This is a genomic window from Hydrocarboniphaga effusa AP103, assembly GCF_000271305.1.
Lineage (GTDB): Bacteria > Pseudomonadota > Gammaproteobacteria > Nevskiales > Nevskiaceae > Hydrocarboniphaga > Hydrocarboniphaga effusa.
Window position 1 is genome coordinate 302,642 of record NZ_AKGD01000002.1, and the last position, 20,604, is coordinate 323,245.

Annotated in this window: 18 protein-coding genes; 6 read left to right on the forward strand and 12 right to left on the reverse strand. The window is 65.1% G+C overall.

All coding sequences use genetic code 11. From position 1 onward, the window contains the following. Positions 1–47: 47 nt before the first annotated feature. From WQQ_RS12770 to sohB, 6 genes are all read right to left on the reverse strand, one after another. The gene (locus tag WQQ_RS12770) at positions 48–383 is read right to left on the reverse strand and encodes a cell division protein ZapA (RefSeq protein ID WP_007185613.1); all 336 of its coding nucleotides are present in this window, start codon (positions 381–383) and stop codon (positions 48–50) included. Next, positions 376–573 (reverse strand): hypothetical protein, encoded by a 198-nt coding sequence (locus tag WQQ_RS12775; RefSeq protein ID WP_007185614.1) that lies wholly within the window; start codon positions 571–573, stop codon positions 376–378. Before WQQ_RS12775 ends, WQQ_RS12770 begins: the two co-directional genes overlap by 8 nt. A 207-nt stretch (positions 574–780) precedes the next feature. Then, on the reverse strand, positions 781–2,178 hold the full coding sequence (locus tag WQQ_RS12780; protein ID WP_040454105.1) for a DegQ family serine endoprotease: 1,398 nt from the start codon (positions 2,176–2,178) through the stop codon (positions 781–783). A 124-nt stretch (positions 2,179–2,302) separates the two neighbouring features. Next, the gene (locus WQQ_RS12785) at positions 2,303–2,935 is read right to left on the reverse strand and encodes a YbhB/YbcL family Raf kinase inhibitor-like protein (RefSeq protein WP_007185617.1); all 633 of its coding nucleotides are present in this window, start codon (positions 2,933–2,935) and stop codon (positions 2,303–2,305) included. Positions 2,936–3,103: 168 nt separating this feature from the next. After that, on the reverse strand, positions 3,104–5,539 hold the full coding sequence (locus tag WQQ_RS12790) for a DUF1302 domain-containing protein (RefSeq protein WP_007185618.1): 2,436 nt from the start codon (positions 5,537–5,539) through the stop codon (positions 3,104–3,106). 161 nt (positions 5,540–5,700) lie between these two features. Then, on the reverse strand, positions 5,701–6,732 hold the full coding sequence (sohB, locus tag WQQ_RS12795; RefSeq protein WP_007185619.1) for a protease SohB: 1,032 nt from the start codon (positions 6,730–6,732) through the stop codon (positions 5,701–5,703). Positions 6,733–6,946: 214 nt separating this feature from the next. Between sohB and WQQ_RS12800 the strand changes: the two genes are divergently transcribed. After that, the gene (locus WQQ_RS12800; RefSeq protein ID WP_040454106.1) at positions 6,947–8,038 is read left to right on the forward strand and encodes an OmpA family protein; all 1,092 of its coding nucleotides are present in this window, start codon (positions 6,947–6,949) and stop codon (positions 8,036–8,038) included. Positions 8,039–8,243: 205 nt separating this feature from the next. On the opposite strand, the gene WQQ_RS12805 is transcribed toward WQQ_RS12800, so the two are convergent. Next, positions 8,244–8,636, reverse strand: coding sequence for a hypothetical protein (locus tag WQQ_RS12805; protein ID WP_040454107.1), 393 nt, complete (start codon positions 8,634–8,636; stop codon positions 8,244–8,246). A 195-nt stretch (positions 8,637–8,831) separates the two neighbouring features. On the opposite strand from WQQ_RS12805, the gene WQQ_RS12810 reads away from it, so the two are divergent. Next, on the forward strand, positions 8,832–9,236 hold the full coding sequence (locus WQQ_RS12810; RefSeq protein ID WP_040454108.1) for an OmpA family protein: 405 nt from the start codon (positions 8,832–8,834) through the stop codon (positions 9,234–9,236). A gap of 19 nt (positions 9,237–9,255) precedes the next feature. Here WQQ_RS12810 and hemH read toward each other — a convergent pair whose 3' ends face one another. The 5 genes from hemH to WQQ_RS12835 all read right to left on the reverse strand — a co-directional run bounded on the left by hemH (position 9,256) and on the right by WQQ_RS12835 (position 16,165). Next, the gene (gene hemH, locus WQQ_RS12815) at positions 9,256–10,392 is read right to left on the reverse strand and encodes a ferrochelatase (protein ID WP_007185622.1); all 1,137 of its coding nucleotides are present in this window, start codon (positions 10,390–10,392) and stop codon (positions 9,256–9,258) included. A gap of 9 nt (positions 10,393–10,401) precedes the next feature. Next, complete coding sequence (locus tag WQQ_RS23070) at positions 10,402–12,090, reverse strand: alanine/glycine:cation symporter family protein (RefSeq protein ID WP_007185623.1); 1,689 nt, start codon at positions 12,088–12,090, stop codon at positions 10,402–10,404. 6 nt (positions 12,091–12,096) lie between these two features. Then, the gene (locus WQQ_RS12825) at positions 12,097–13,542 is read right to left on the reverse strand and encodes an amino acid permease (protein ID WP_007185624.1); all 1,446 of its coding nucleotides are present in this window, start codon (positions 13,540–13,542) and stop codon (positions 12,097–12,099) included. A gap of 213 nt (positions 13,543–13,755) precedes the next feature. Continuing rightward, positions 13,756–14,670: a hypothetical protein gene (locus tag WQQ_RS12830; RefSeq protein WP_007185625.1), complete on the reverse strand. Its 915-nt coding sequence runs from the start codon at positions 14,668–14,670 to the stop codon at positions 13,756–13,758. A 220-nt stretch (positions 14,671–14,890) separates the two neighbouring features. After that, positions 14,891–16,165, reverse strand: a complete 1,275-nt coding sequence (locus tag WQQ_RS12835) for an OmpA family protein (protein WP_157534680.1) — start codon at positions 16,163–16,165, stop codon at positions 14,891–14,893. A 299-nt stretch (positions 16,166–16,464) separates the two neighbouring features. On the opposite strand from WQQ_RS12835, the gene WQQ_RS12840 reads away from it, so the two are divergent. The 4 genes from WQQ_RS12840 to WQQ_RS12855 all read left to right on the forward strand — a co-directional run bounded on the left by WQQ_RS12840 (position 16,465) and on the right by WQQ_RS12855 (position 20,567). Beyond that, on the forward strand, positions 16,465–16,755 hold the full coding sequence (locus tag WQQ_RS12840; protein WP_007185627.1) for a co-chaperone GroES: 291 nt from the start codon (positions 16,465–16,467) through the stop codon (positions 16,753–16,755). A gap of 41 nt (positions 16,756–16,796) precedes the next feature. Further along, positions 16,797–18,449 (forward strand): chaperonin GroEL, encoded by a 1,653-nt coding sequence (groL, locus tag WQQ_RS12845; RefSeq protein ID WP_007185628.1) that lies wholly within the window; start codon positions 16,797–16,799, stop codon positions 18,447–18,449. Between the two features lie 153 nt (positions 18,450–18,602). After that, on the forward strand, positions 18,603–19,751 hold the full coding sequence (locus WQQ_RS12850) for a glycoside hydrolase family 5 protein (RefSeq protein WP_007185629.1): 1,149 nt from the start codon (positions 18,603–18,605) through the stop codon (positions 19,749–19,751). A gap of 15 nt (positions 19,752–19,766) precedes the next feature. Next, positions 19,767–20,567 carry a glycosyltransferase gene (locus WQQ_RS12855; protein ID WP_007185630.1) on the forward strand — a complete coding sequence of 267 codons (801 nt, stop codon included), beginning with the start codon at positions 19,767–19,769 and terminating at the stop codon, positions 20,565–20,567. Positions 20,568–20,604: the final 37 nt, after the last annotated feature.

A 20,604-nucleotide genomic window follows, 5' to 3' on the forward strand; every position in this document is an offset into this window, starting at 1 on the left:
GACGATGTCGCCGACGAGCACGCATGCCTGCGTGCAATGAACCCGCGCTATTCGAGCGCGAGCGTTGAATCGATGTCGAGCTTGAGCTGGCGAACGCGCGCAAGCGCCGCCTCGTCGAGTTTGAGCACCGCTTCCGCGCCGCGCAGCTCGAGCAGCTCGCGCGAAATGTTGAGCGCGGCCATCACCGCGATGCGCTCGGCTCCGAGCGCCTTGCCGCGACGGCGGATGGCGGTCATGCGTTCGTTGAGGAAATCGGCCGAGGCGACGAGCGCTTCGTGTTCGTCGGGCGGGCAGACCACGGTGTATTCGCGACCCATGATGCGCACGGTCACGCTGAGCGCATCGCTCTTGTCGCTGTCTTCGAAGCGGTCCTTGTCACTCATGATCCTGCTCCGATTCGAGGTTGCGGACGCGATCGACGATGCCTTCGATGCGCCGCCGCAACTCGTTGTTGAGCGCCATCAGGCGATCACGCTCCTGCTGCGCGCGCCGGGCTTCCAGGCGAGCCTGCCGGTAGGCGGCGGTCAGGCGCTGGATGCGTTGTTCGAGCTGTTCGAGTTCCGAGTCCAGCATGCGTGGCTTGATTTGAGGGAAAGCGTCCGAGGCAGTATAGCCGTGGATGTTTCCGATGTTCCCCTCTCCCGCTTGCGGGAGAGGGTGGCGCGAAGCGCCGGGAGAGGGGAAGGTGGAAAAGCGCGCGCCCTCTGTAGGCGAACCCTCTCTCCCCTCGCTGTCGCGAGGGACTCTCTCCCGCAAGCGGGAGAGAGGAACGTCAACGTCTCAGCGAATGATCAGGAACAGCGCCCCCGGCCCACGCTGGATGTGCAGCAGCAATTCCGGCGTCTTCGGATTGGCGAGCTTGGTGAACTGCTCGATCGTCTTCACGGGCTGGCGGTTCACGCTCAGGATGATGTCGCCGGGGCGCAGGCCCGCGCGTGCGGCGGCCGAGGTCGGGTTCACGTCCTGCACCTGGATGCCGCCGTCGGCGCGCGCCCGGCGGGCGCTGCTTTCATCGAGCGGAGCGAAGGTCGCGCCGGCCAGCGAGGGATGCAGGTTGCCGCCGCCCTTGCCGTCGGCCGAGGCGGTTTCGGCGCCGGCCTTTCCGATGACCACGTTGACCGTCTGCGGCTTGCCGTTGCGCAGAATCGACAGCTCCACCTTCTCGCCGACGCGCATCAGGCCGACGATGTTGCGCAGCTGGTCGAAGCTCGAAATTTCGCGCCCGTTGACCTTGAGCACGATGTCCTCGCTCTTGACGCCGGCCTTGTCGGCCGGCGAGCCGGGCACCACCTGGGTGATGACCGCGCCGCGCGAGGACGACAGGCCGAAGGCCTTGGCGAGCGCCGGATCGAGGTTCTGGCCGCCGACGCCGATGCGTCCGCGTTCGATGGAGCCGAACTGCGTGAGCTGCCCCATCACGGTTTTGGCGAGGTTGGTCGGAATGGCGAAGCCGATACCGATGTTGCCGCCGCTGCGCGAGAGGATCTGGCTCGGAATGCCGACGAGTTCGCCGCGCAGGTTCACGAGCGCGCCACCGGAATTGCCCGGGTTGATCGAGGCGTCGGTCTGGATGAAATCCTGGTAGCCCTCGCCCATGCCGTTGCGGCCGAGGCCGCTGACGATGCCCGAGGTCACAGTGGTGCGCAGGTTGAACGGCGAGCCGATGGCGACGACGAAATCACCGACTTCGAGCTTGTCGGAATCGGCCAGCACCAGCGCTTTGAGGTTGTCGGCCTTGATCTGCAGCACGGCGATGTCGGTCTCCGGGTCCTTGCCGATCAGCTTGGCGTCGAACTCGCGATCGTCGACGAGGCGCACCTTGATCGAATCGGCGCCGTCGATGACGTGATTGTTGGTGATGATGTAGCCCTTGGCCGCATCGACGATGACGCCCGATCCGACGGCCTGGCTTTCACGCTCTTGCGGGGCATCGTCCGGAATGTCGAAGAAGCGGCGGAAGAAGGGGTCCTGCAGCAGCGGGTTCTGGATCTCCTGCTTGGAGGTGACCGCGATGTTGACCACGGCGGGCGTCGCCTGCTTGAGCATCGGGGCGAGCGAGGGCATGCCCTGCTGCAGGGGCAGAGCGGCCTGCATTTGAGCCTGGGCTGGAAGATGGAACGCGAGGCCCAGCGCCAGAACGAGCGGGGCGAGGGCGATAGTCGGGGAGGTGCGGAGCATGGAGCGAATCTCGGGCGAGAACTCGAAAGGGCGGTTGGCGATGGATCGCCTGTGACCATCGGGCCGACTGCAAGTTTCGCGGTCGGCCGAGGTCATTCATTGGTTCGTGCTGGCTTTGTGGAACTCAGTTCAGGCGAATGCGTGGGTTGAGGCTGTAGCGGCCGGTGAGGCTCGCGCTTGCGAGCACGTGACCCTCGACGGCCTTGAGCACATCGGCGGCGGTGAAATCGGCCTGAACGGAAAGGCTTTCGACGTCGAGCGCGAACACTTCGAAGCAGTAGTGATGCGGCACGCTGTCGTTCCACGGCGGGCAGGGGCCATCGTAGCCGCGATAAGTGCCACCCATGTCGGCGTCGCCCTTGAACCAGCCGGTGTAATCGTTGACGCCCTGACGGGCGCCTTCGATGCCGCCAGGCTGCTGCTTGCCGCGCGGCGTGACGCCGTTGGAGGCCGCGCCTTCTTCGATCTGCGTGACGGTGGGCGCGATGTCGACCACCGCCCAGTGGAAGAACCTGGCGCGCGGCAGCTTGAGCGGCACTTCGCGACCTTCCTTGTTCACGTCGTCGGGCTTGGTGGGGGCGTCGGGATCGATGCAGACGAGTGCGAAGCTGCGCGTGCCGGCCGGGGCGCCGCTCCACGTCAGTTCGGGGTTGAGGTTCTCGGAAAGACGCACATGGCCCTTGGGGGCCTTGACGGCGAAGGCGCAGCGCCCGGGTATCACACCGCCGTCCGAGAACGTCTTGCTGGTCAGTTTCATGCCTAATCCTTGGTTCTGGGTGGCTGACTTTCGAGGGGGTCTTATCAACGGCGAAAGCAGCGCGGATTATGTGTCAGAGCCGCAAGCAACGACCAGCGCGCGCAAACAGAAGAGCCCGCATCGGCGGGCTCTTCTGCAAGGCGCTCGGCTCGGTTTCGGAGGCTGCGATCAGAACAGGTAGCGCAGCCCCACCTGCACGAAATCGCGATCGCGCAGCAGGTTGGCCGAGCCGCCGCCGAAGAAGGCGGTGTAGCCGACGGCCGCGTTCCAGGCGGGCGAGAAGCGGATGGTGGTGCTGACGATCACCGACTTGCGGCCTTCGACGAAGTTTTCGCCCGGGCCGGGCGAGACGCCCTGCACGTCGTGCGACCAGACGATGGTCGGCTCGATGCCGATGCCGGGCAGCACGTTCTCGTAGCGCAGGATGCTGATGATGCGGTAGCCCCACGAAAAGTCGGTCACGAAGCCGCTCTTCTGCTGCGTCGGGTTGAAGCGGATGCCCGAAGGCCCGATGACGCCCGAGTTCGACCGTGCCGAGCCATCGGCGCCGGTGCCGTCGGCGCCCGCGCTCGCATGAGTGAAGGTGCCGGGGCCTTCGAGCTGCAGGCGCGATTTGCTCGGCATGTCGAAGATCTGGTTGGCGCCGAGTTCGCCGATCAGAATGATCTGGTCGGCGGCGACCCAGTTGTTCGGACCGATGACATTGGTCGCACCGAGGTTGTAGTTGGCGGTCTTGAAGCGTTCCCATCCGCGGATGTAGGCGCCCGGCGCGTAGCCGAGCGGATCGAGCCCGCGATAGGCGGAGACGAAGTCCGGAATGCCGTAACGCGCGCCGGGCAGCTGGGCGATGGTGCCAGCATTGAGCAGCGCGCCGGGCAGGCCGGGGATCGAGTTGCCGAGATCGCCGAGGACGCCGAAGTCGTATGAATCGCCGGTGGTGCCGGTGCCGTTGCCGCGCGGGAAGATGTTCTGCATCGCCGCGAACGCGAGGTCGGTGTCGTCGATCTGCAGCGGCTGGTTCGGGCGGTAGGCGATTTCACCCTGGATCGACAGATCGCCGAACGCGGTGTTGAAGCTGATGCCGTAGAGGTCGATGTTCTCGGGATACTGCAGCTGGGCTTCGACGGTATCGAGCGTGAAGGCGCTGCCGTTTTCGCCGATGCGCTGGTCGCGCACGCCGGGAGCCAGGGCGCCGGGCAGCGCATTGCTGATGAACAGCGTCGAATCCAGGCCCGGGCAGGCGCCCAGCACGCCGAGCGTGTCCAGCGGAGTCTTGGTGGCGCCAACGGCGGCGGGAGCCAGGGCGCCGGGGCCGGACAAGCAGCCGTAGTCGCCCTCGTAGAAGCTCAGATAGGGCAGGCGGCTGTGGTAGCGGCCTGCATACAGCGCGATCTCGGTGCCGCTGTTGAGCCATTCGGCGTAGTACTTGAGCGAGAAGCCGAACTGGCCGCTGCTCTTGGCTTCTTTTTCGGGACGCAGGTAGATGGTGCCCGAAGTGTCGGTGATCGCCGACAGCATGAGCTGGTCCGGCAGGCCGAGGCGGTCGGGATCTTCGGCGGTCTTGCCGAAGTCCAGGAAGACGTAATCGCGCTGGCTGTCGGTGCCGATGTCGACGGTCGACAGGTACGAGCCTGCGGTCGGCACGATCGCCGGTTCCCAGTCGTACTGGTAGAACGCCTCGAGCGTGAGGTTTGGCACGATCGTGGTCGAGGTCCAGATCGCCGGCGTCGGCTGCAGCACTTCGGAGAGTTCGAGGAAGGCCGGGCGATACAGCGAGTTCACGTTCGGCGTGGAGAAGGAGTTGAGGCTGCCGACGACCAGCAGCGTGCTCTCGCCCCAGTTGATGTTCTGGCGACCGATCTTGATGGTGAAATCGCGCTCGTCGCTGATCGCGTAGGTCTTGGCGACGTAAAGGTCGAGCAGCATCGCGCCGACGCCGATCTGGTCCTCCGTGACGCCGTTGCGCCGGCGCGAAGACGCTTCGCCGATGCCGCGGCGCATGCCGCTGGTGCTGTCGACCGTCTGGATGTTCGGGTTGAAATCCTTGCGATTGTGGTTCTCGGCGTCGTAGAAGCCGTAGCCGCGCACGAAGAAATCGTAGCCCTTGTAGTTGAGCGTGAGATCCATGGCGAGCTTGCCGATCGCCTGGGTCACGTCCCACTGGTCGTAGTTGATGTTGCCGTCATCGTTGTTGTTCGAAAACTGGCCCGGGGCATCGACAGCGACCTGGTTGGCATAGCTGCCTTCGCCGATGTAGCTGTTGAGCCCGAGCAGTCGATGCGATTCGTTGGCGTAGTCGAGATGGCCCTGGCACGAGGTGCCCGCACCGTTTGGCGCCACCGGACAGAAGTTCGGATTGACCTTGTTCTTGCCGATCAGGTCGTTGGAGCGGTTTTCCGCACGCCACTGGGCGCCGATGCTCAAATTGGTGTTGAGCACGCCGGTGATGGAGTCGTCGCCGAAATCGAGGCGAAAATCGGTCGCCAGCGCGGTTGGTGACGTCAGTGTCAACGCCAGCGCGCAAGGCGCCAGCCAGCCGATCCAACTGCCACGCACGCGGGCACGAGCCGCCGGGCGCAGGCGCCCTGGTCGAACGGATTCCATCAGCTTCTCCTCTTGCCTTCTAATAATCTGCGTCGCCGTATCCGATTCGTTGTCGGTGTTTGTCGGCGAGCCCCACGGTCATCGGAAGGCTACTCCGCTTTCTTTCGGCTGATAAGCCGGAGTTCCGCCCAGATCAGCTAAAACCCCGAAGTAAATCCAGCTCAAAGCAGATCGAGCTTGCTGGGTCGCAGCTGTCGGCGCCCCGCCAGGAGCAGGCGCGTCAGTTGCTGTGAAAGCCGTTCCGACAGCGGGCGCGGACGGCGATAGCGAATTTCGTAGACCTCGGCTTCGCTGGCTTTTTCGAGCAGGTAATCGTCCGAGGTGAGAATGCGATCGATCAGCTTGAGGCCGAGTGCCTGGCTACCGAACCAATGCTCGCCGGTGGCCACCTTGCCGATATCGAGCACCGGGCGGTTCTGCAGGACGAAGCGTTTGAACAGCGTATGGGTTTCTTCGATCTCTTCGCGGAACTTGGCGCGGCCGCTGTCGGTGTTCTCGCCGAACACGGTCAGCGTACGCTTGAAGTCGCCGGCCGTATGCAGCTCGACATCGATGTCGTGCTTGCGCAGCAGCCGGTTGAAGTTGGGCAACTGGGCCACCACGCCGATCGAGCCGACGATCGAGAACGGCGCGGCCAGAATATGATCACCAACGCAGGCCATCATGTAGCCGCCGCTGGCCGCGACCTTGTCGATGGTGACGGTCAGCTTGAGCCGGCGCTCGCGCAGTCGCAGCAGCTGAGACGCTGCCAGGCCATAGGCATGGACGAGGCCACCTCCGCTCTCGAGACGCAGTACCACCTCATCGGTTTCGCGGGCCACCTGCAGGACGCTGCTGATCTCCTCCCGCAGGGCCGAGACGGCCGAAGCCTGGATGTCTCCGTCGAAATCGAGGACGAATACGCGGTTCTTGACCGCCGCATGTGGATTTTTGGCTGCTTTTTCAAGCTGCTTATCCTGCTTCTTTCGGGCCGCTGCCGCCTTCTTCTGCTCGGCCGGCGAGAGCAGCTCGTCGTTGAGCGCGTCCGCGAGTTCACTCAACCGCTGGTTGACGTGCCGAATCTCCAAGTGACCCTGCGAACTCTCCCTGCGGGCCCGAGCGGCCGAGGCAACCGTGACGATGATGACGACCACCGCCCCAAGCCAGGTCAGGGTCTTGGCCAGGAACAGGCCATACTCGGTCAAAAAAAACATCGTGTTTGACGACTCCGGGGAGCGAAAATAAAGGTGAAATACCACTCAGAACTGACGTTCATTGCAGGTTTCGAAGAAAGCCCGCATGCTACGCTCAAGAACGCTTGCGGTGGTGCAGCAAATTTGTATACGAATACCGTTCAGCTTTCTCTATAATACTGTTCAGGGTTAACAAAAGCCGATAAAGGCTGGCTTGTTCAAGGGAGTTACAGGAATGAAAACGATGCTTCGCGCCGGGCTGCTCCTTGGCCTGTCGTCGCTGGCTTTTGCCGGGCACGCACAAGAAGCCGACTCGACCGTCGCTTCCGAAACGCGTCCGTATCTGTCGGTGCTTTATAGCTATACCTTCGAAAACTCCGACCGTGTCGGCGTCGAGGAAGGTCAGGGCGCCCAGCTCGGTGTCGGCAAGGCACTCAGCGAGCACTGGGGTTTCGAACTCAACGGTTTCTATAGCGAGTTCCCGCACGACAATACGCCGGGTGCGAACGCCCAGCGTGAATATGGCGGCAAGCTCGACGGCCTGTATTTCTTCAGTCGCAACCCGAAGTTCTCTCCGTATTTCGGAGCTGGCGTCGGCGGCGTGACGACCGAATTGCGCGGCACCTCGCTGGACACCACCGATCCGTTCGCGGATGTCGGCCTGGGTTTCATCAAGTACTTCACCCTCGCGGGCGCTGATCTCGGCTTCCGCGCCGATCTGCGCTATCGCCATATCTGGTTCGACGATAACGCGCTCGGCGGCACCAATGTCGGCGATCTCGGTGAGGCCGTGCTGAAGGTGGGCCTGGTCGTTCCGCTGGGTTCCAGAGCGGTTGCCGCTGCGGCCCCGACCCCTCCGGCCGCGTGCATGGATAGCGATGGCGACGGCATCTGCGATACCGCCGACCTCTGCCCGGGCACTCCGTCCGGTACGGTGGTCGATGCCAAGGGTTGCCCGAAGGCGACGGCCGAAGGCGCCAACCGCAAGTTCGACGACGTCCACTTCGAGTTCGACAAGTCCGAACTGGCTGAGGGCGAGAAGAGCAAGCTCGACAAGGCGGCCACGACCATCGACGGCATGTCCAAGACCTATCCGAACCTGAAGGTCGACGTTTCCGGCCATACCGACTGGATCGGTACCGACGGCTACAACCAGGGCCTGTCCGAGCGTCGTGCCAATACGGTCAAGAGCTACCTGAGCCGCAAGGGCGTCGATGCAGGCCGCATCAACACCTTCGCTTATGGTGAGTCCAAGCCGATCGCGACCAACGAAACTGCGGAAGGCCGTGCGCAGAACCGTCGTGCGGAGATTCAGACGCACGAGTAAGTATCCGATAGGCTCGATCGCAATATCGAGCGGTGGTTGGGAGCCCCGCCGGCGCAAGCTGGCGGGGCTTTTGTTTGGCTTGCCAAAGTCACCCGTCGAGCGGGCGAATCGTGCGGCTTCAGCGGCCTTGAGTCCTGTGAACCACGTCGCTAGTCTGCCCTCATAACTCGAATCGAGAACGATCGCGATGGGGTGGCCAGGCAGATCAGGACGGGAGCGCTTCGGCCAGGCCTGCTCGGGTGGATTGCTTGGGCTGCTGGCGGGCGCTTCGCTCGCCGCCGGTATCAGCGTAGTGCCGATCCGGCCTTTCGTTGACGGCGACGGCGATCGGGTCGACGACACCCTCGATCAATGTCTGTATTCCGCGCCGGGTGCCGTCGTTGATGTGCACGGCTGCAGCGCGGAGAACGATCAGGACGCGGATCAGGTGCCGGACAACGTCGACGATTGCCCGTACTCGCCGCCTGGCGCGAGAGTCGATGGTCGCGGGTGCGCGCTCGATTCCGATTTCGATGGTGTTGCCGACGGGCCGGATCGCTGCCCGGATTCGGAGCTTGGCGCCATCGTCGACGAACTCGGTTGCGCGAGCGGGCAGCATCCGCTTGCTGCGGCAGTAACACGTCCGGCTTTCACGTCGTCTACGTCCTCCACAGCGACTCCTCGACCGGCGATGCCATCCCGGGCCGTGACTGGCGCGAAACCGGAGCCGGCGCCGGCTGTTTCCCTTCCCGTCGTACCGCCGAAACCCGCGCCGATTCCGTCACCTGCCGGTCGCCAGGCCGTGCCGCCATCTGTGCCTGCGCCTTCAGCGCACTCGCCGCAGCCGCTGCCGGCGCGTCCGCTGGCGCCGTCGCCGTCCCCTGCGCTGTCCGCTGCCGCGGTGACCGTGCACTACGGCAAGGGCGTGGCTGCGCTCGGCGCTGGCGAGCTGCAGAAGCTGCGCGATGCTTTGCCGAGGCTGCGCCAGCAGCTCAAGGGCAACGCGCTTATCGTGGTGCAGGGCTACGCCGACCTCGACGAGGGCCCGAGCCCCGACACGCTCGCCCGCACTCGTGCGAACCGGGTGCGTCGTTTCCTCGAACAGAACGGCTTCGAAATTCGCGAGCTGTCGTCGGTCGGCTTGCCGGCCGGCAAGCCGGCCTCGGGCGCAGCGGCGGATGCGATGCGCCGCGTGGAGCTCGTGATCGAGCGCGACTGAGGCCGCCGCAAGCCCTGATTTAGGTCGACTGCGCCGCGCGCGGCGGCGTCAGCAAGGTCGGCGAGTGCAACTGCGCCTGTGCGGCCTGGGCTCGCGCGCTGCGCCGTTTCGGCTCGTCGGCACTTTCGAGATCGAGCCAGCCTGGCAGATGCTGCATCAGCAATTGCCCGAGCGCTTCGATATGCGGGGCATCGGCATTGAGCGCGGGCACGTAGCGGAAGCTCGCGCCGCCCGCGGCAATGAAATCGTCGCGATAGCGCAGGGCGACTTCTTCTAGCGTCTCGAGGCAATCGGCGGCGAAGCCCGGACAGATCACGTCGAGCGTGCGCACGCCGGATCGGGCCAGCTGTGGAACGACGAGATCGGTATAGGGCTGCAGCCAGGGTTGCCTGCCGAGCCGGCTCTGGAAGCTGACCGACCACGAGCCTTCGGCGAGCTCGAGCTTTTCGGCGAGCAGGCGCGCGGTCTTGTGGCACTGGCAGAAATAAGGATCGCCGGCCAGGAAATACTGGCGCGGAATGCTGTGAAACGACATCAGCAGGTGATCGCCGCGACCGTGGATCTTCCAGTGCTTGCGCAGGCTGTCGGCAAGCGCATCGATGAACGGGCCGTGGTCCTGGTAGCTGTTGATCGTGCGCAGCTCCGGCAACCAGCGACGCGGCTTGAGCGCGGCGAACACGGCGTCGAGTGCGGCGGCGGTGCTAGTCGCCGAATACTGCGCGTAGAGCGGCAGCACGAGTACGCGACGAACGCCTTGCGATTCGAGCTCGTCGAGCGCTCCGCTGATCGAAGGCTCGCCATAGGTCATGCCGAGCGCAACCGGAACCTCGTGGCCGATGTTCGCGAACAGCCATTCGCGGATCAGCGTTTTCTGGCGCAGCGAGTGATGCATCAGCGGCGAGCCTTCCGGCCCCGGCTTCATCCAGATGCTCTGATAGCTGTGCGCGAGCTTGCGCGGGCGCAGCGGCAGGATGAAGCCGTAGAGCACCATCAGCCACAGCGGGCGCGGCAGTTCGACGACGCGCCGGTCCGATAAAAACGGGCGCAGATAGCGGCGGATGGCGGCGGGCGTCGGCGCTTCGGGCGTGCCGAGGTTGATCAGCAGTACGCCAGTGCGAGGGCCATCCGCGTGCGGACGGTCGATCGGGTCGGTCACGAGCAGTTTTTACCGGGATTCTGGAGCGGCGTTGCGGGCGATTTCGCCGTTTTTCAGGCGACGGAAGTAGTCATGATACTGGCGCATCGCTTTGTTGCCGAGAATCAGCAGCAGGGGCAGGTTGATGGCGTACATGAAGCCCATGCCGATGGTGCTGAGCGTGTCGAGTTGGCCCGAGGTCTTGATGAAGCCGAAGCAGGCGCTCGCCGCGGCCACGCACCAGAGCCAGCGGAACGGCGTCACCCAGCGTTCGCCGGCCAGATAGATCACGCTCTGCTCGCCGTAGTAGCCGTAGCTGATGATGCACGAGAGCCCGAACACCCAGACTGCGATCGTGATGAGCCAGCGGCCGAGGCCTTCGTGCACGGTGTCGAAGCCCTTGGCGACGAGCGTGGAGCCGCGGTAGTCGGCGAATACGCCGCCTTCCGCATAGCTCGGTGCCTGCGTGCTGGCGACCGGCTGCCAGTCGAAGCGCATGCCCTGGCTGTTCATGACGTAGGTGCCATAGACGCGCTGGCGCTGGCCGTCGATCTCGGCCATCACGAACACCGGCGTTCCGGCCGGATTGGCGGGCAGGGCGCTGCCGCGCACCGAGAGCGAAGTGGTGTCGACCTGCGGCTGCCAGTGGCCCGGTGCCGATTCGACCCAGGCCGGCGGTGTTTGCCAATTGGCGGCCGGTGCGCGGTTCCAGACGCCGGTCAGCAGCACGACGAGGCCGGTGACGGTGCAGACGAAGATCGTGTCGATGAAGGGTTCGAGCCCGGAGACCACGCCTTCGGTCACCGGCTCGGGCGTCTTCACGGCCGCATGCGCGACCGGCGCGGTGCCCAGGCCCGCCTCGCTCGAGAACAGCGCCCGCTTCATGCCCCACATGAAGGCCGAGCCGATGGTTCCGCCCATGAAGGCGCCGACGCCATCGGTCTTCGAGAATGCGCCCGCGAAGATCGCGCGAAACGTATCGGGCAGCGCGTCCGCATGTGTGACGATCACGTAGAGTCCGCAGAGCACATAGACGCCGCACTTGAACGGCACCAGCGTCTTGGTGACGTTGCCGATGCGCTTGATGCCGCCCAGGATCACCACGCCCGCGGCGATCGCCAGGATCAGCCCGGTGATCCAGGTCGGCACGCCGAAGTATTCGCGCGTGGTGTCGGCGACGCTCCAGGTCTGGAACATGTTGCCGCCGGTGAATGCGAACAGCAGCAGCGAGATCGCGAACACGAAGCCGACCACTTTGCCGAGCGGCTTGAGTGCCGGCGCCAGTCCGCCGAGCCCGTCGCGCGCCACATACATCGCGCCGCCGTGCGGATTCTCCGGGTCGTGGGTGTCGCGATAGAGCAGCGACAGCGTGACCTCGGTGGTCTTGAGCCCCATGCCGACGAGGCCGACGACCCACATCCAGAACACCGCGCCGGGGCCGCCGAAATCGACCGCAATCGCCATGCCGGCGATCGCCCCGAGCCCGACGGTGCCCGACATCGCCGCGGTCAGCGCCTGGAAGTGCGTGAGCGCGCCAGGGCCGTGCGAGGTGTCGATGCCCTTGCCGGCGACCAGCGCGACGCCGTGCGTCAGCGAGCGGTACTGGCAGAAGCCGCTCCAGAGCGTGAACAGCAGGCCGATGCCGAGCAGGGTCAGCAATACCGGAACGGAGAGCAGAACCCCATTGATGGCGTCGAGGACCGCAAAGAAGGCATCCATGACGGCTTAGACGATCGTTGGAGTGAAGACGCCCTTGCCGAGCCGGCTGTTTCGGTAGCCGTAGAGGAAATAGGTGACGAGGCCGATCGCCATCCAGCCGCCGAAGGCGATCCAGGTGTGCGGGCCGAGCAGATACATGAGGTAGCTGCAGGACAGCACGCCGAGCGCCGGGATGACGGGCGAGAACGGGGTTTTGAACGGGCGCGGCAGATCCGGACGAGCCCGGCGCAGCACGATGACGCCCGCGCAAACCACGACGAAAGCGCCGAGCGTGCCGATGTTGGCGATCTCGGCCAGACGGCCCAGCGGCACGAAGCCCGAGAACACCAGCATCACCAGGCCCGAGACCAGGATCGAGCCGAGCGGCGTGCCGGTCTTGGGATGCACGTAGGCGAAGAACGGCGGCAGCAGGCCGTCGCGGGCGATCGCGAAAAGCACGCGCGTGAGGCCGAAGTACATCACCAGCATGACGGTTGTCAGGCCGGCGACGGCGCCGATCGAAATCAGCCCGGCGGTGGTCTTGGCCCCGATCTGCAGCAGCGCATGGGCGACCGGCGACGGCACGTTGAGCTCGGTGTACGGAACCAGCCCGGTCAGCAGCACCGACACCACGATGTAGAGCGCGGTGCAGGCGAACAGCGAACCGAGAATGCCGATCGGCAGATCACGCTGCGGGTTGCGGGTTTCTTCGGCGGCGGTGGAGACGGCGTCGAAGCCCAGATAGGCGAAGAAGATGGTTGCCGCGCCCGTGAAAATGCCGTTGATGCCGAAATGCGGGCGGCCGTCGGTGCCGATGACTTCGGGCGGAATGAACGGCGTCCAGTTCGCCGGCGTCACATGCGGAATCGCGGCGACGATGAAAGTGAAGATGGCGAGTACCTTGACCACCACCATGATCGCATTGAACTGGGCGCTGACCTTGGCTCCGACCGCGAGCAGCCCGCCGAGCACGAGCACGATGATGAAAGCCGGCAGATTGATGAGGCCGGGCAGCTTGGGATCGAGCGGGGTATGCGTGAGCGCATCGGGCAGGCCCAGTCCGATCGCGCGCAGGCCGTCGGCCGCGTAGCCCGACCAGCCCGCCGAAACCGCCGGAATCGCCACCATGTATTCGCAGAGCAGCATCCAGCCGATGATCCAGGCCGGGAACTCGCCGAGCGCCGCATAGCCGTAGCCGTAGGCGCTGCCGCTGCCTCCGATCGACGAGGCCATTTCCGCATACGACAGCGCGGCGCAGGCGCAGGCGAAGCCGGCGACGACGAACGACAGCACCACCGCCGGCCCGGCCTGGGTGGCGGCGGTGATGCCGCTGAGCACGAAGATACCGGCGCCGATGATCGCGCCGATCCCGAGCAAGGTGAGGTCCAGGGCGCCAAGAACGCGTTTGAGGCCCGAGTCGGTACCCGCTTCGACGATGGGCTTGGTGCGCAGCAGCTTGGCGGCCAGACTCATTGATTCTCCCGGTGCACGTTGGTCTGTGATCTTGATACGGCGAAAGGCCGTTGTTTGCAGAAAGTATGCCGCCCGGCCCAGGTGCGTGCCTGAGCAGATTCCCGATCGCGCAGCAGACCGAAGCCTGCGCCGCGCGCAAAGAAAAACGGCCTGATGCGGGGCGCGCATCAGGCCGTCGTTCAGCCTTCTTCAGAAGAAGGCGGATGAAGCAGCTTACGGCCGGTTGAGGCCGAGCAGGCCGCCGATGTAGTCGACGACTTCGCCGATGGTGGAGCCCAGGCCCGTGAACAGGTTCTGCAGCGCCTGCACGAGGCCGCTCGGAACGCCGGCGTCGGGTTCGCCGATCAGCAGCACCTGCAGCGCGCTGGCGAGCTGGCCTTCCTGAATCAGGCCCTGGAGCAGGCCCGGCAGCGAGCCGTTGGATGCGAGCAGATCGCCGAGCGTGGCGACGACATCGTCGGTGACGCCGTTGGTCAGCGTCGGGCTCAGCGCGCCGAGCAGGCCGTTCGAGGTGGCGAGCAGATCGACGAGGCCGACCTGGTCACTGTTCTCGCCGGCGATCAGGCAGAGCGTGCCGAGCGGGGCCTGGCAATCCGAATCGGCGCCGGTGGCGAGCGCCACGACCAGGCCCTGGATGCCTTCCTCGCCGAACAGGTTGACCAGCCCCTGGCCCTGCTCGTTCGGGGTCAGCACGCCCTGGATGATCGAAGCCAGGCCGTTGTTGCCGGTGCCGTCGACGCCGAGCAGCAGCTCGCGCAGACCGGCGACCAGCTGGCCGTCCATGAACAGGCCGGTCAGGATGCTGGCCAGCGAGCCGTTGTCGTTCTCCAGCAGCGTAACCAGCGCGTCGGTCAGTTCGGAAGAATCGATGGCGCCGGCGATCGGACCGAGCGGGCCGTCCGGGGAGAGCAGCACATCGACGAGGCCGCCCTCGTGATCTTTGCCGCCGAGCACGCACAGCGTGCCGCTGACCGGGACCGCGCATCCCTCGACATCGACGATGCTGCCGGCGCTGCCGTTGCCGGGAAGGTCACTGCGATCGCCCTGAGCCTCGCATCCGGCGAGGGCGGCGGATGCCAGCACGAAGCCGGCAACCAGGGTTTTCTTGATTACGTCGAAGGTGTTCATTAGCGAGTCCGTTTACTAACAAGGTACTGATAAGGGGAATTGGCGAGCTGGGATGGGAGGGCAACACGAGTCGCAATCGCCGTGATCGGGCGATGGCGCCGGCCGACGGCATCGGATGAATCGTCGTACAGCGTGTGGATGCAGCGAAGGGATGCTGCGTAACCACGATGCGCGCTCTGCAGTGAGGGCACGCATCGTGGTTATTTAACGCCTTGCCTCGTTACAGCGGAGCCGCTTCATCGGCGGCCACCGGTGCGGCCTCTTCGGCCGGCGCCGGAGCGTCGGCCGGAGCGGTTTCGGCGGCCGGGGCTTCGGCCGGCGCGGGAGCGCCAGCGCCTTCCAGCGGAGCGCCGTTGGCGTCGACCGGCACGCTCGGCGCGGCCTGCTGGCCGGCGATGTGCAGCTCGACGCGACGATTCAGCGCGCGACCGGCATCGGTGCCGTTGTCGGCGACCGGGTGGCTTTCGCCGAGGCCCTTGGCGGTGAGCTTGTCGCCCGGGACGCCCTGCTCGATCAGGAACTCACGCACCGAGTTCGCACGCAGGTCGGAGAGCTTCTGGTTGTAGGAGTCCGAACCGATGCTGTCGGTATGGCCTTCGAGTTCCATCGGCACGTCGGCGAAGTGCTTCACCTTGAGCGCCACTTCCTCGAGGATCTTGCGCGAGTCCGGCGTCAGCGAGGCCTTGTTGAAGTCGAAATTCACGCCGGTGAGGGTGATGACCTGCGAGAGGCCGCAACCGACGCCGTCGACCGGCATGCCCTGCGGGGTGCCCGGGCACTTGTCGCCCGCGTCTGGCACACCGTCACCGTCGCTGTCAGCCAGCGTTTCGGTGCGAACCACCGAGACCGGCTCGGCAGCCGGCGGCGCAACCGGTGCGACCGGCGTGCGGTCGTACGGGGAGAGCGGAATCTCGATACCGGCGCTGTAGCGGAAGTCGTTGTTGCCGCTCTTGTAGTCGTCGTAGACGTAGCGGGCTTCGGCGCGGAAGCGCAGGCCGTAGGTGCCCATCGGCTTGGAGACGAGGCCCAGGCCGGCGTTGGCGAAGAACGCCCACTTGTCGTCGCTGTCCGGCACCACGTCGGTGTAATCGCCACCGATACCGAGCAGCAGGAACGGCGACCAGGTGCGGCGTTCGTTGAGCGAGTAGACCAGGTCCAGGCCGCCGGCGTGGCGGTAGAAATCGGTGAAGCCGTTGACGTCGGTTTCCTGCACGTCGGTCAGCAGCTGGGCTTCCCAGAACCAGTTGCCGCCGATCTGGCGGCCGTAGAAGGCGTTGATGCCGGTGCCGTCTTTCGGGAAGCGCTTCTTGTCGAGATCGAGGTAGCTGCCGGTCAGGCCGATGTAGCTGAGCGTCTCGGAGCTGGTTTCGGTTGCCGACGAGCTGGCGTCGGTCGATTCGGTGCTGGTTTCGTCCTGCGCCAAGGCCTGCGCGGAGATCATCGAGACGAGCAAGGCGGCCGCGGAGGCCCACGCGTTACGGCGGAAGCTAGGCATGTAAAGGTTCCCTGAGTGAACGAACATTCTTATTAAGGCTGGCGATCCAGCCAGTTACCTCCCAGATTAAACAGCTCTTGGACGATTGTGAAGGGTGATTCAGACCGGCGGTTGTAGGCTTGGCCGAACAGGTTCACCAGACTTTTCCTTACACCGTCGCTCCTGGACCCTCTTGAAAGCTGAAAGCGCGTCCACAAGAATTAGCAGCCTCGATGGGAGAGTGCTAACAAAGGTCGACCAAGACCGCCGCGCCGCCTTCGATGCCCGACCAGTTTTGAACAATGAATGGAGTGAACCCTATGAGTCTGCGTCCCCTGCACGATCGCGTGATCGTCAAGCGTCTTGAAGAAGAGAAGAAATCCGCCGGTGGCATCCTGATTCCGGACTCGGCCGCCGAGAAGCCGCTGAAGGCCGAAGTGATCGCAGTGGGCCCGGGCAAGCGCACCGACGACGGCAAGCTGCAGGAGCCGGCCGTGAAGGCGGGCGACACCGTTCTGATCGGCAAGTATTCGGGCACCGAAGTGAAGATCGACGGCGCCGAACTGGTCGTGCTGCGCGAAGACGACATCCTGGCCGTCATCGTCAAGTAAGTCGTCGCCTCAACCCCTATTCGATTCAAGGAGCAATCAACATGGCTGCAAAAGACGTCAAATTCGGCGACGACGCTCGCTCGCGCATGGTGCAGGGTGTCAACGTCCTCGCCAACGCCGTCAAGGTGACCCTCGGCCCGAAGGGCCGCAACGTCGTGCTCGACAAGAGCTTCGGCGCCCCGACCGTAACCAAGGACGGCGTGTCCGTGGCCAAGGAAATCGAGCTGGCCGACAAGTTCCAGAACATGGGCGCCCAGCTGGTCAAGGAAGTGGCTTCCAAGACCTCCGACGCCGCCGGCGACGGCACCACCACCGCCACCGTGCTGGCCCAGGCCATCGTCAACGAAGGCCTGAAGTCGGTCACCGCCGGCGTCGACCCGATGGACATCAAGCGCGGCATCGACAAGGCCGTCGAAGCCGTCACCGCCGAACTCAAGAAGTTCTCGGTTCCGTGCAAGGACCGCAAGGCGATCGCCCAGGTCGGCACCGTTTCGGCCAACGCTGACGACGCCATCGGCGCCATCATCGCCGACGCCATGGACAAGGTCGGCAAGGAAGGCGTGATCACGGTCGAAGAAGGCAAGGGCCTCGAAAACGAGCTCGACGTCGTCGAAGGCATGCAGTTCGACCGCGGCTACCTGTCGCCCTACTTCATCAACAACGCGCAGAGCCAGACGGTCGAGCTCGACAGCCCGCTGATCCTGATCACCGAGAAGAAGATCAGCAACATCCGCGATCTGCTGCCGATCCTCGAAGGCGTCGCCAAGCAGGGTCGTCCGCTGCTGATCATCTCCGAAGACGTCGAAGGCGAAGCGCTCGCCACCCTCGTCGTCAACAACCTGCGTGGCATCCTCAAGGTCGCGGCCGTCAAGGCTCCGGGCTTCGGCGATCGCCGCAAGGAAATGCTCAAGGACATCGCCACCCTGACCGGCGGCACCGTGATCGCCGAGGAAGTCGGCCTGTCGCTCGAGAAGGCCACGATCCAGGATCTGGGCCACGCCAAGAAGGTGCAGATCGACAAGGAAAACACCACCATCGTCGACGGCGCCGGTGAGAAGAGCCAGATCGAAGCTCGCGTCCTCGAGATCCGCAAGCAGGTCGAAGTGGCCACCAGCGACTACGACCGCGAGAAGCTGCAGGAACGCCTCGCCAAGCTCGCCGGCGGTGTTGCGGTGATCAAGGTCGGTGCCGCCACCGAAGTCGAAATGAAGGAAAAGAAGGCCCGCGTCGAAGACGCCCTGCACGCCACCCGTGCGGCCGTCGAAGAAGGCATCGTCCCCGGCGGCGGTGTTGCGCTGGTTCGCGCTTCCAAGGCTCTCGATGGCCTCAAGGGCAGCAACGAAGACCAGACCATCGGCATCAACATCCTGCGTCGCGCCATTCAGGAGCCGCTGCGTCAGATCACCAAGAACTCGGGCGATGAGCCGAGCGTGGTGCTGAACAAGGTTCTCGAAGGCACCGGTGCGTACGGCTACAACGCCGCCAACGGCAACTACGGCGACATGATCGAGTTCGGCATCATCGACCCGACCAAGGTGACGCGTCTGGCCCTGCAGAACTCGGCCTCGGTGGCCGGCCTGCTGCTGACGACCGAAGCCATGGTCGCCGAAGCGCCGAAGAAGGACGCTCCCGCCATGGGCGGCGCTCCGGACATGGGTGGCATGGGCGGCATGGGTGGCATGGGCGATTTTTGATGTCGTCCTGACAGGACGCCGCCATCCTTGGCGGCGCCTTTCAAAACGAGCAGTACGAAAAGGGCGCCTTCGGGCGCCCTTTTCGCTTGAGCCGAGCCGTCGCTGAAAACAGAGGCTTTTGAAACTAAAGCGGCCAGCAGGCATCTTTGCCTCATGCGCTTCGTGATCACCCGATCGTTTCACCGCTTCCGCCTGCTGGCGGTATTCGCACTCCTGGCATTGGGCGCGGGTTCCGCGCTCGCCGAAGTGCCTGCCGTCGTGCAGTCCAAGCTCTCGCGCGGCATCAATCTCTCGTTCTGGTTCGCCAATCGCGACAACCCCAAGATCGAGCCACGGCTGTTCTGGCCCGATCGCTCCGATCTTGCGCAGTTGCGCAGCATAGGCTTTCGCCATGTGCGCATTCCGCTCGAACGCGCCTGGATCGCCGATCCGCGCGATCCCTCGAAGATCGATCCGGCGCATGCCGACGAATTCGCGCGCGCGGTCGAGCTCGTCGCCGCGAACCAGCTGCTCGCGGTGGTCACGCTGACCACGACCACCGACGATCTCGATCGCATGCTCACCGACAAGCCCTGGCGCGACACCGTCGCCGCGCTCTGGTGGAGCCTGGCCAGACAGCTGTCGGCGCGCGTTCCGGCGGACAAGCTGGTGTTCGAGGTGATCAACGAGCCGGCGACCGAGAACGCGGCGGCCTCGGTCGCGCTCATGCAGACGCTTGCCGGCGCGGTGCGCGACGCGGCGCCCCGGCACACGATCGTCGTCGCGGGGCACAAGTATTCCTCGGTCGACGAACTCGTCACGCTGAAGCCCTTCCTCGATACCAACCTGGTCTACAGCTTTCATTTCTACGAGCCGATGAACTTCACGCACCAGGGCGCCTGGTGGGGCTGGCCGATGTGGGCGAAGCTGCGCGGCCTGCCGTATCCGTCGACCGAAGCGCTGGTCGCGCCGCTGCTGGCCTCGCTCGACGCCGACGCGCAGCCGCACGCGCGCTACTACGGCCAGCAGGAATGGAATCGCGGCAAGCTCGCCGCGATTCTCGACAAGGTCGCGCAATGGCAGGCGCAGAACGGCGTGCCCGTGTGGTGCAGCGAGTTCGGCGCGGTCAAGACCAATACCGCGCCGGCTTCGCGCCAGGCCTGGTTGCGCGACACGCGCACGCTGCTCGAGCAGCGCCGCATTCCGTGGACGCATTTCGATTTCAGCCAGCACATGGGCATCGTCGACGGCGCGCAGGGCGAGCGTGTGTGGGACCGCGGCGCGCTCGAGGCGCTCGGGCTCGGCGCTCCGCGTTCGAACTGAGCGGGCTCGTCACTCGTGCCGCCGAAGCTGCGACTGGTCTATCCGTATTACGACAACCCGCAGATGCTGCGCCGCCAGGTGCGCAACTGGAACACGTATGCGCCGGAGCTCGTCGACCGCGTCGAGATCGTGCTCGTCGACGATGCGAGTCCGCAGCATCCGGCACTGCCGATCTTCAGCGAGTGCCGTGTGCACAAGAAACTGCTGCGCGTCGACCGCGACATCGCCTGGCATCAGCACGCGGCGCGCAATATCGGGGCGCACGAAGTCGGAGAGGACGAGGCCTGGATGTTCATGAGCGACATGGACATCCTGCTGCCACCGCTGGCCCTGCGGAGGCTGCTCGCCAAGGCGCTGATCGCCGACCGGCACTACGGTTTGCAGCGCGTGTTCCTGCCGCGCTCTTTCGATCGCCTGTTCGGCGACTCTTCGAGCGGCGTGCTCGATGCGATGCTGCATCGCCCGGGCTTGAGCGCCCTGCGCAATCGCTTCGCATCCAGGCCGCATTGCAACAGCTTTCTCGTGCGCCGCGATCGCTATTGGAAGATCAACGGCTACGACGAAGACTTCGTCGGCACCTATGGCGGCGACGGCTTGTTCATCGACCAGCTCAGCGAGATCGCGCCCTACGCCCTGCTCGACGACGTCTACGCCATCGCCATCACGCCCAAGCTCGTCGCGGACGCGAACACGCAGCGCTGGGAACGGGGTGGCGAGATGCGCAAGGCCTTCGAGCGGCGCCTGCAGCGCAAGCGCGAGGCCGGCGACCTGCGCTCGCGCGATCCGCTGCGTACGCCGTGGACGCGCCTGCTCTGAGGCGTGTGCGCACGGCGCGGCGGACGCTGGCCTAAAC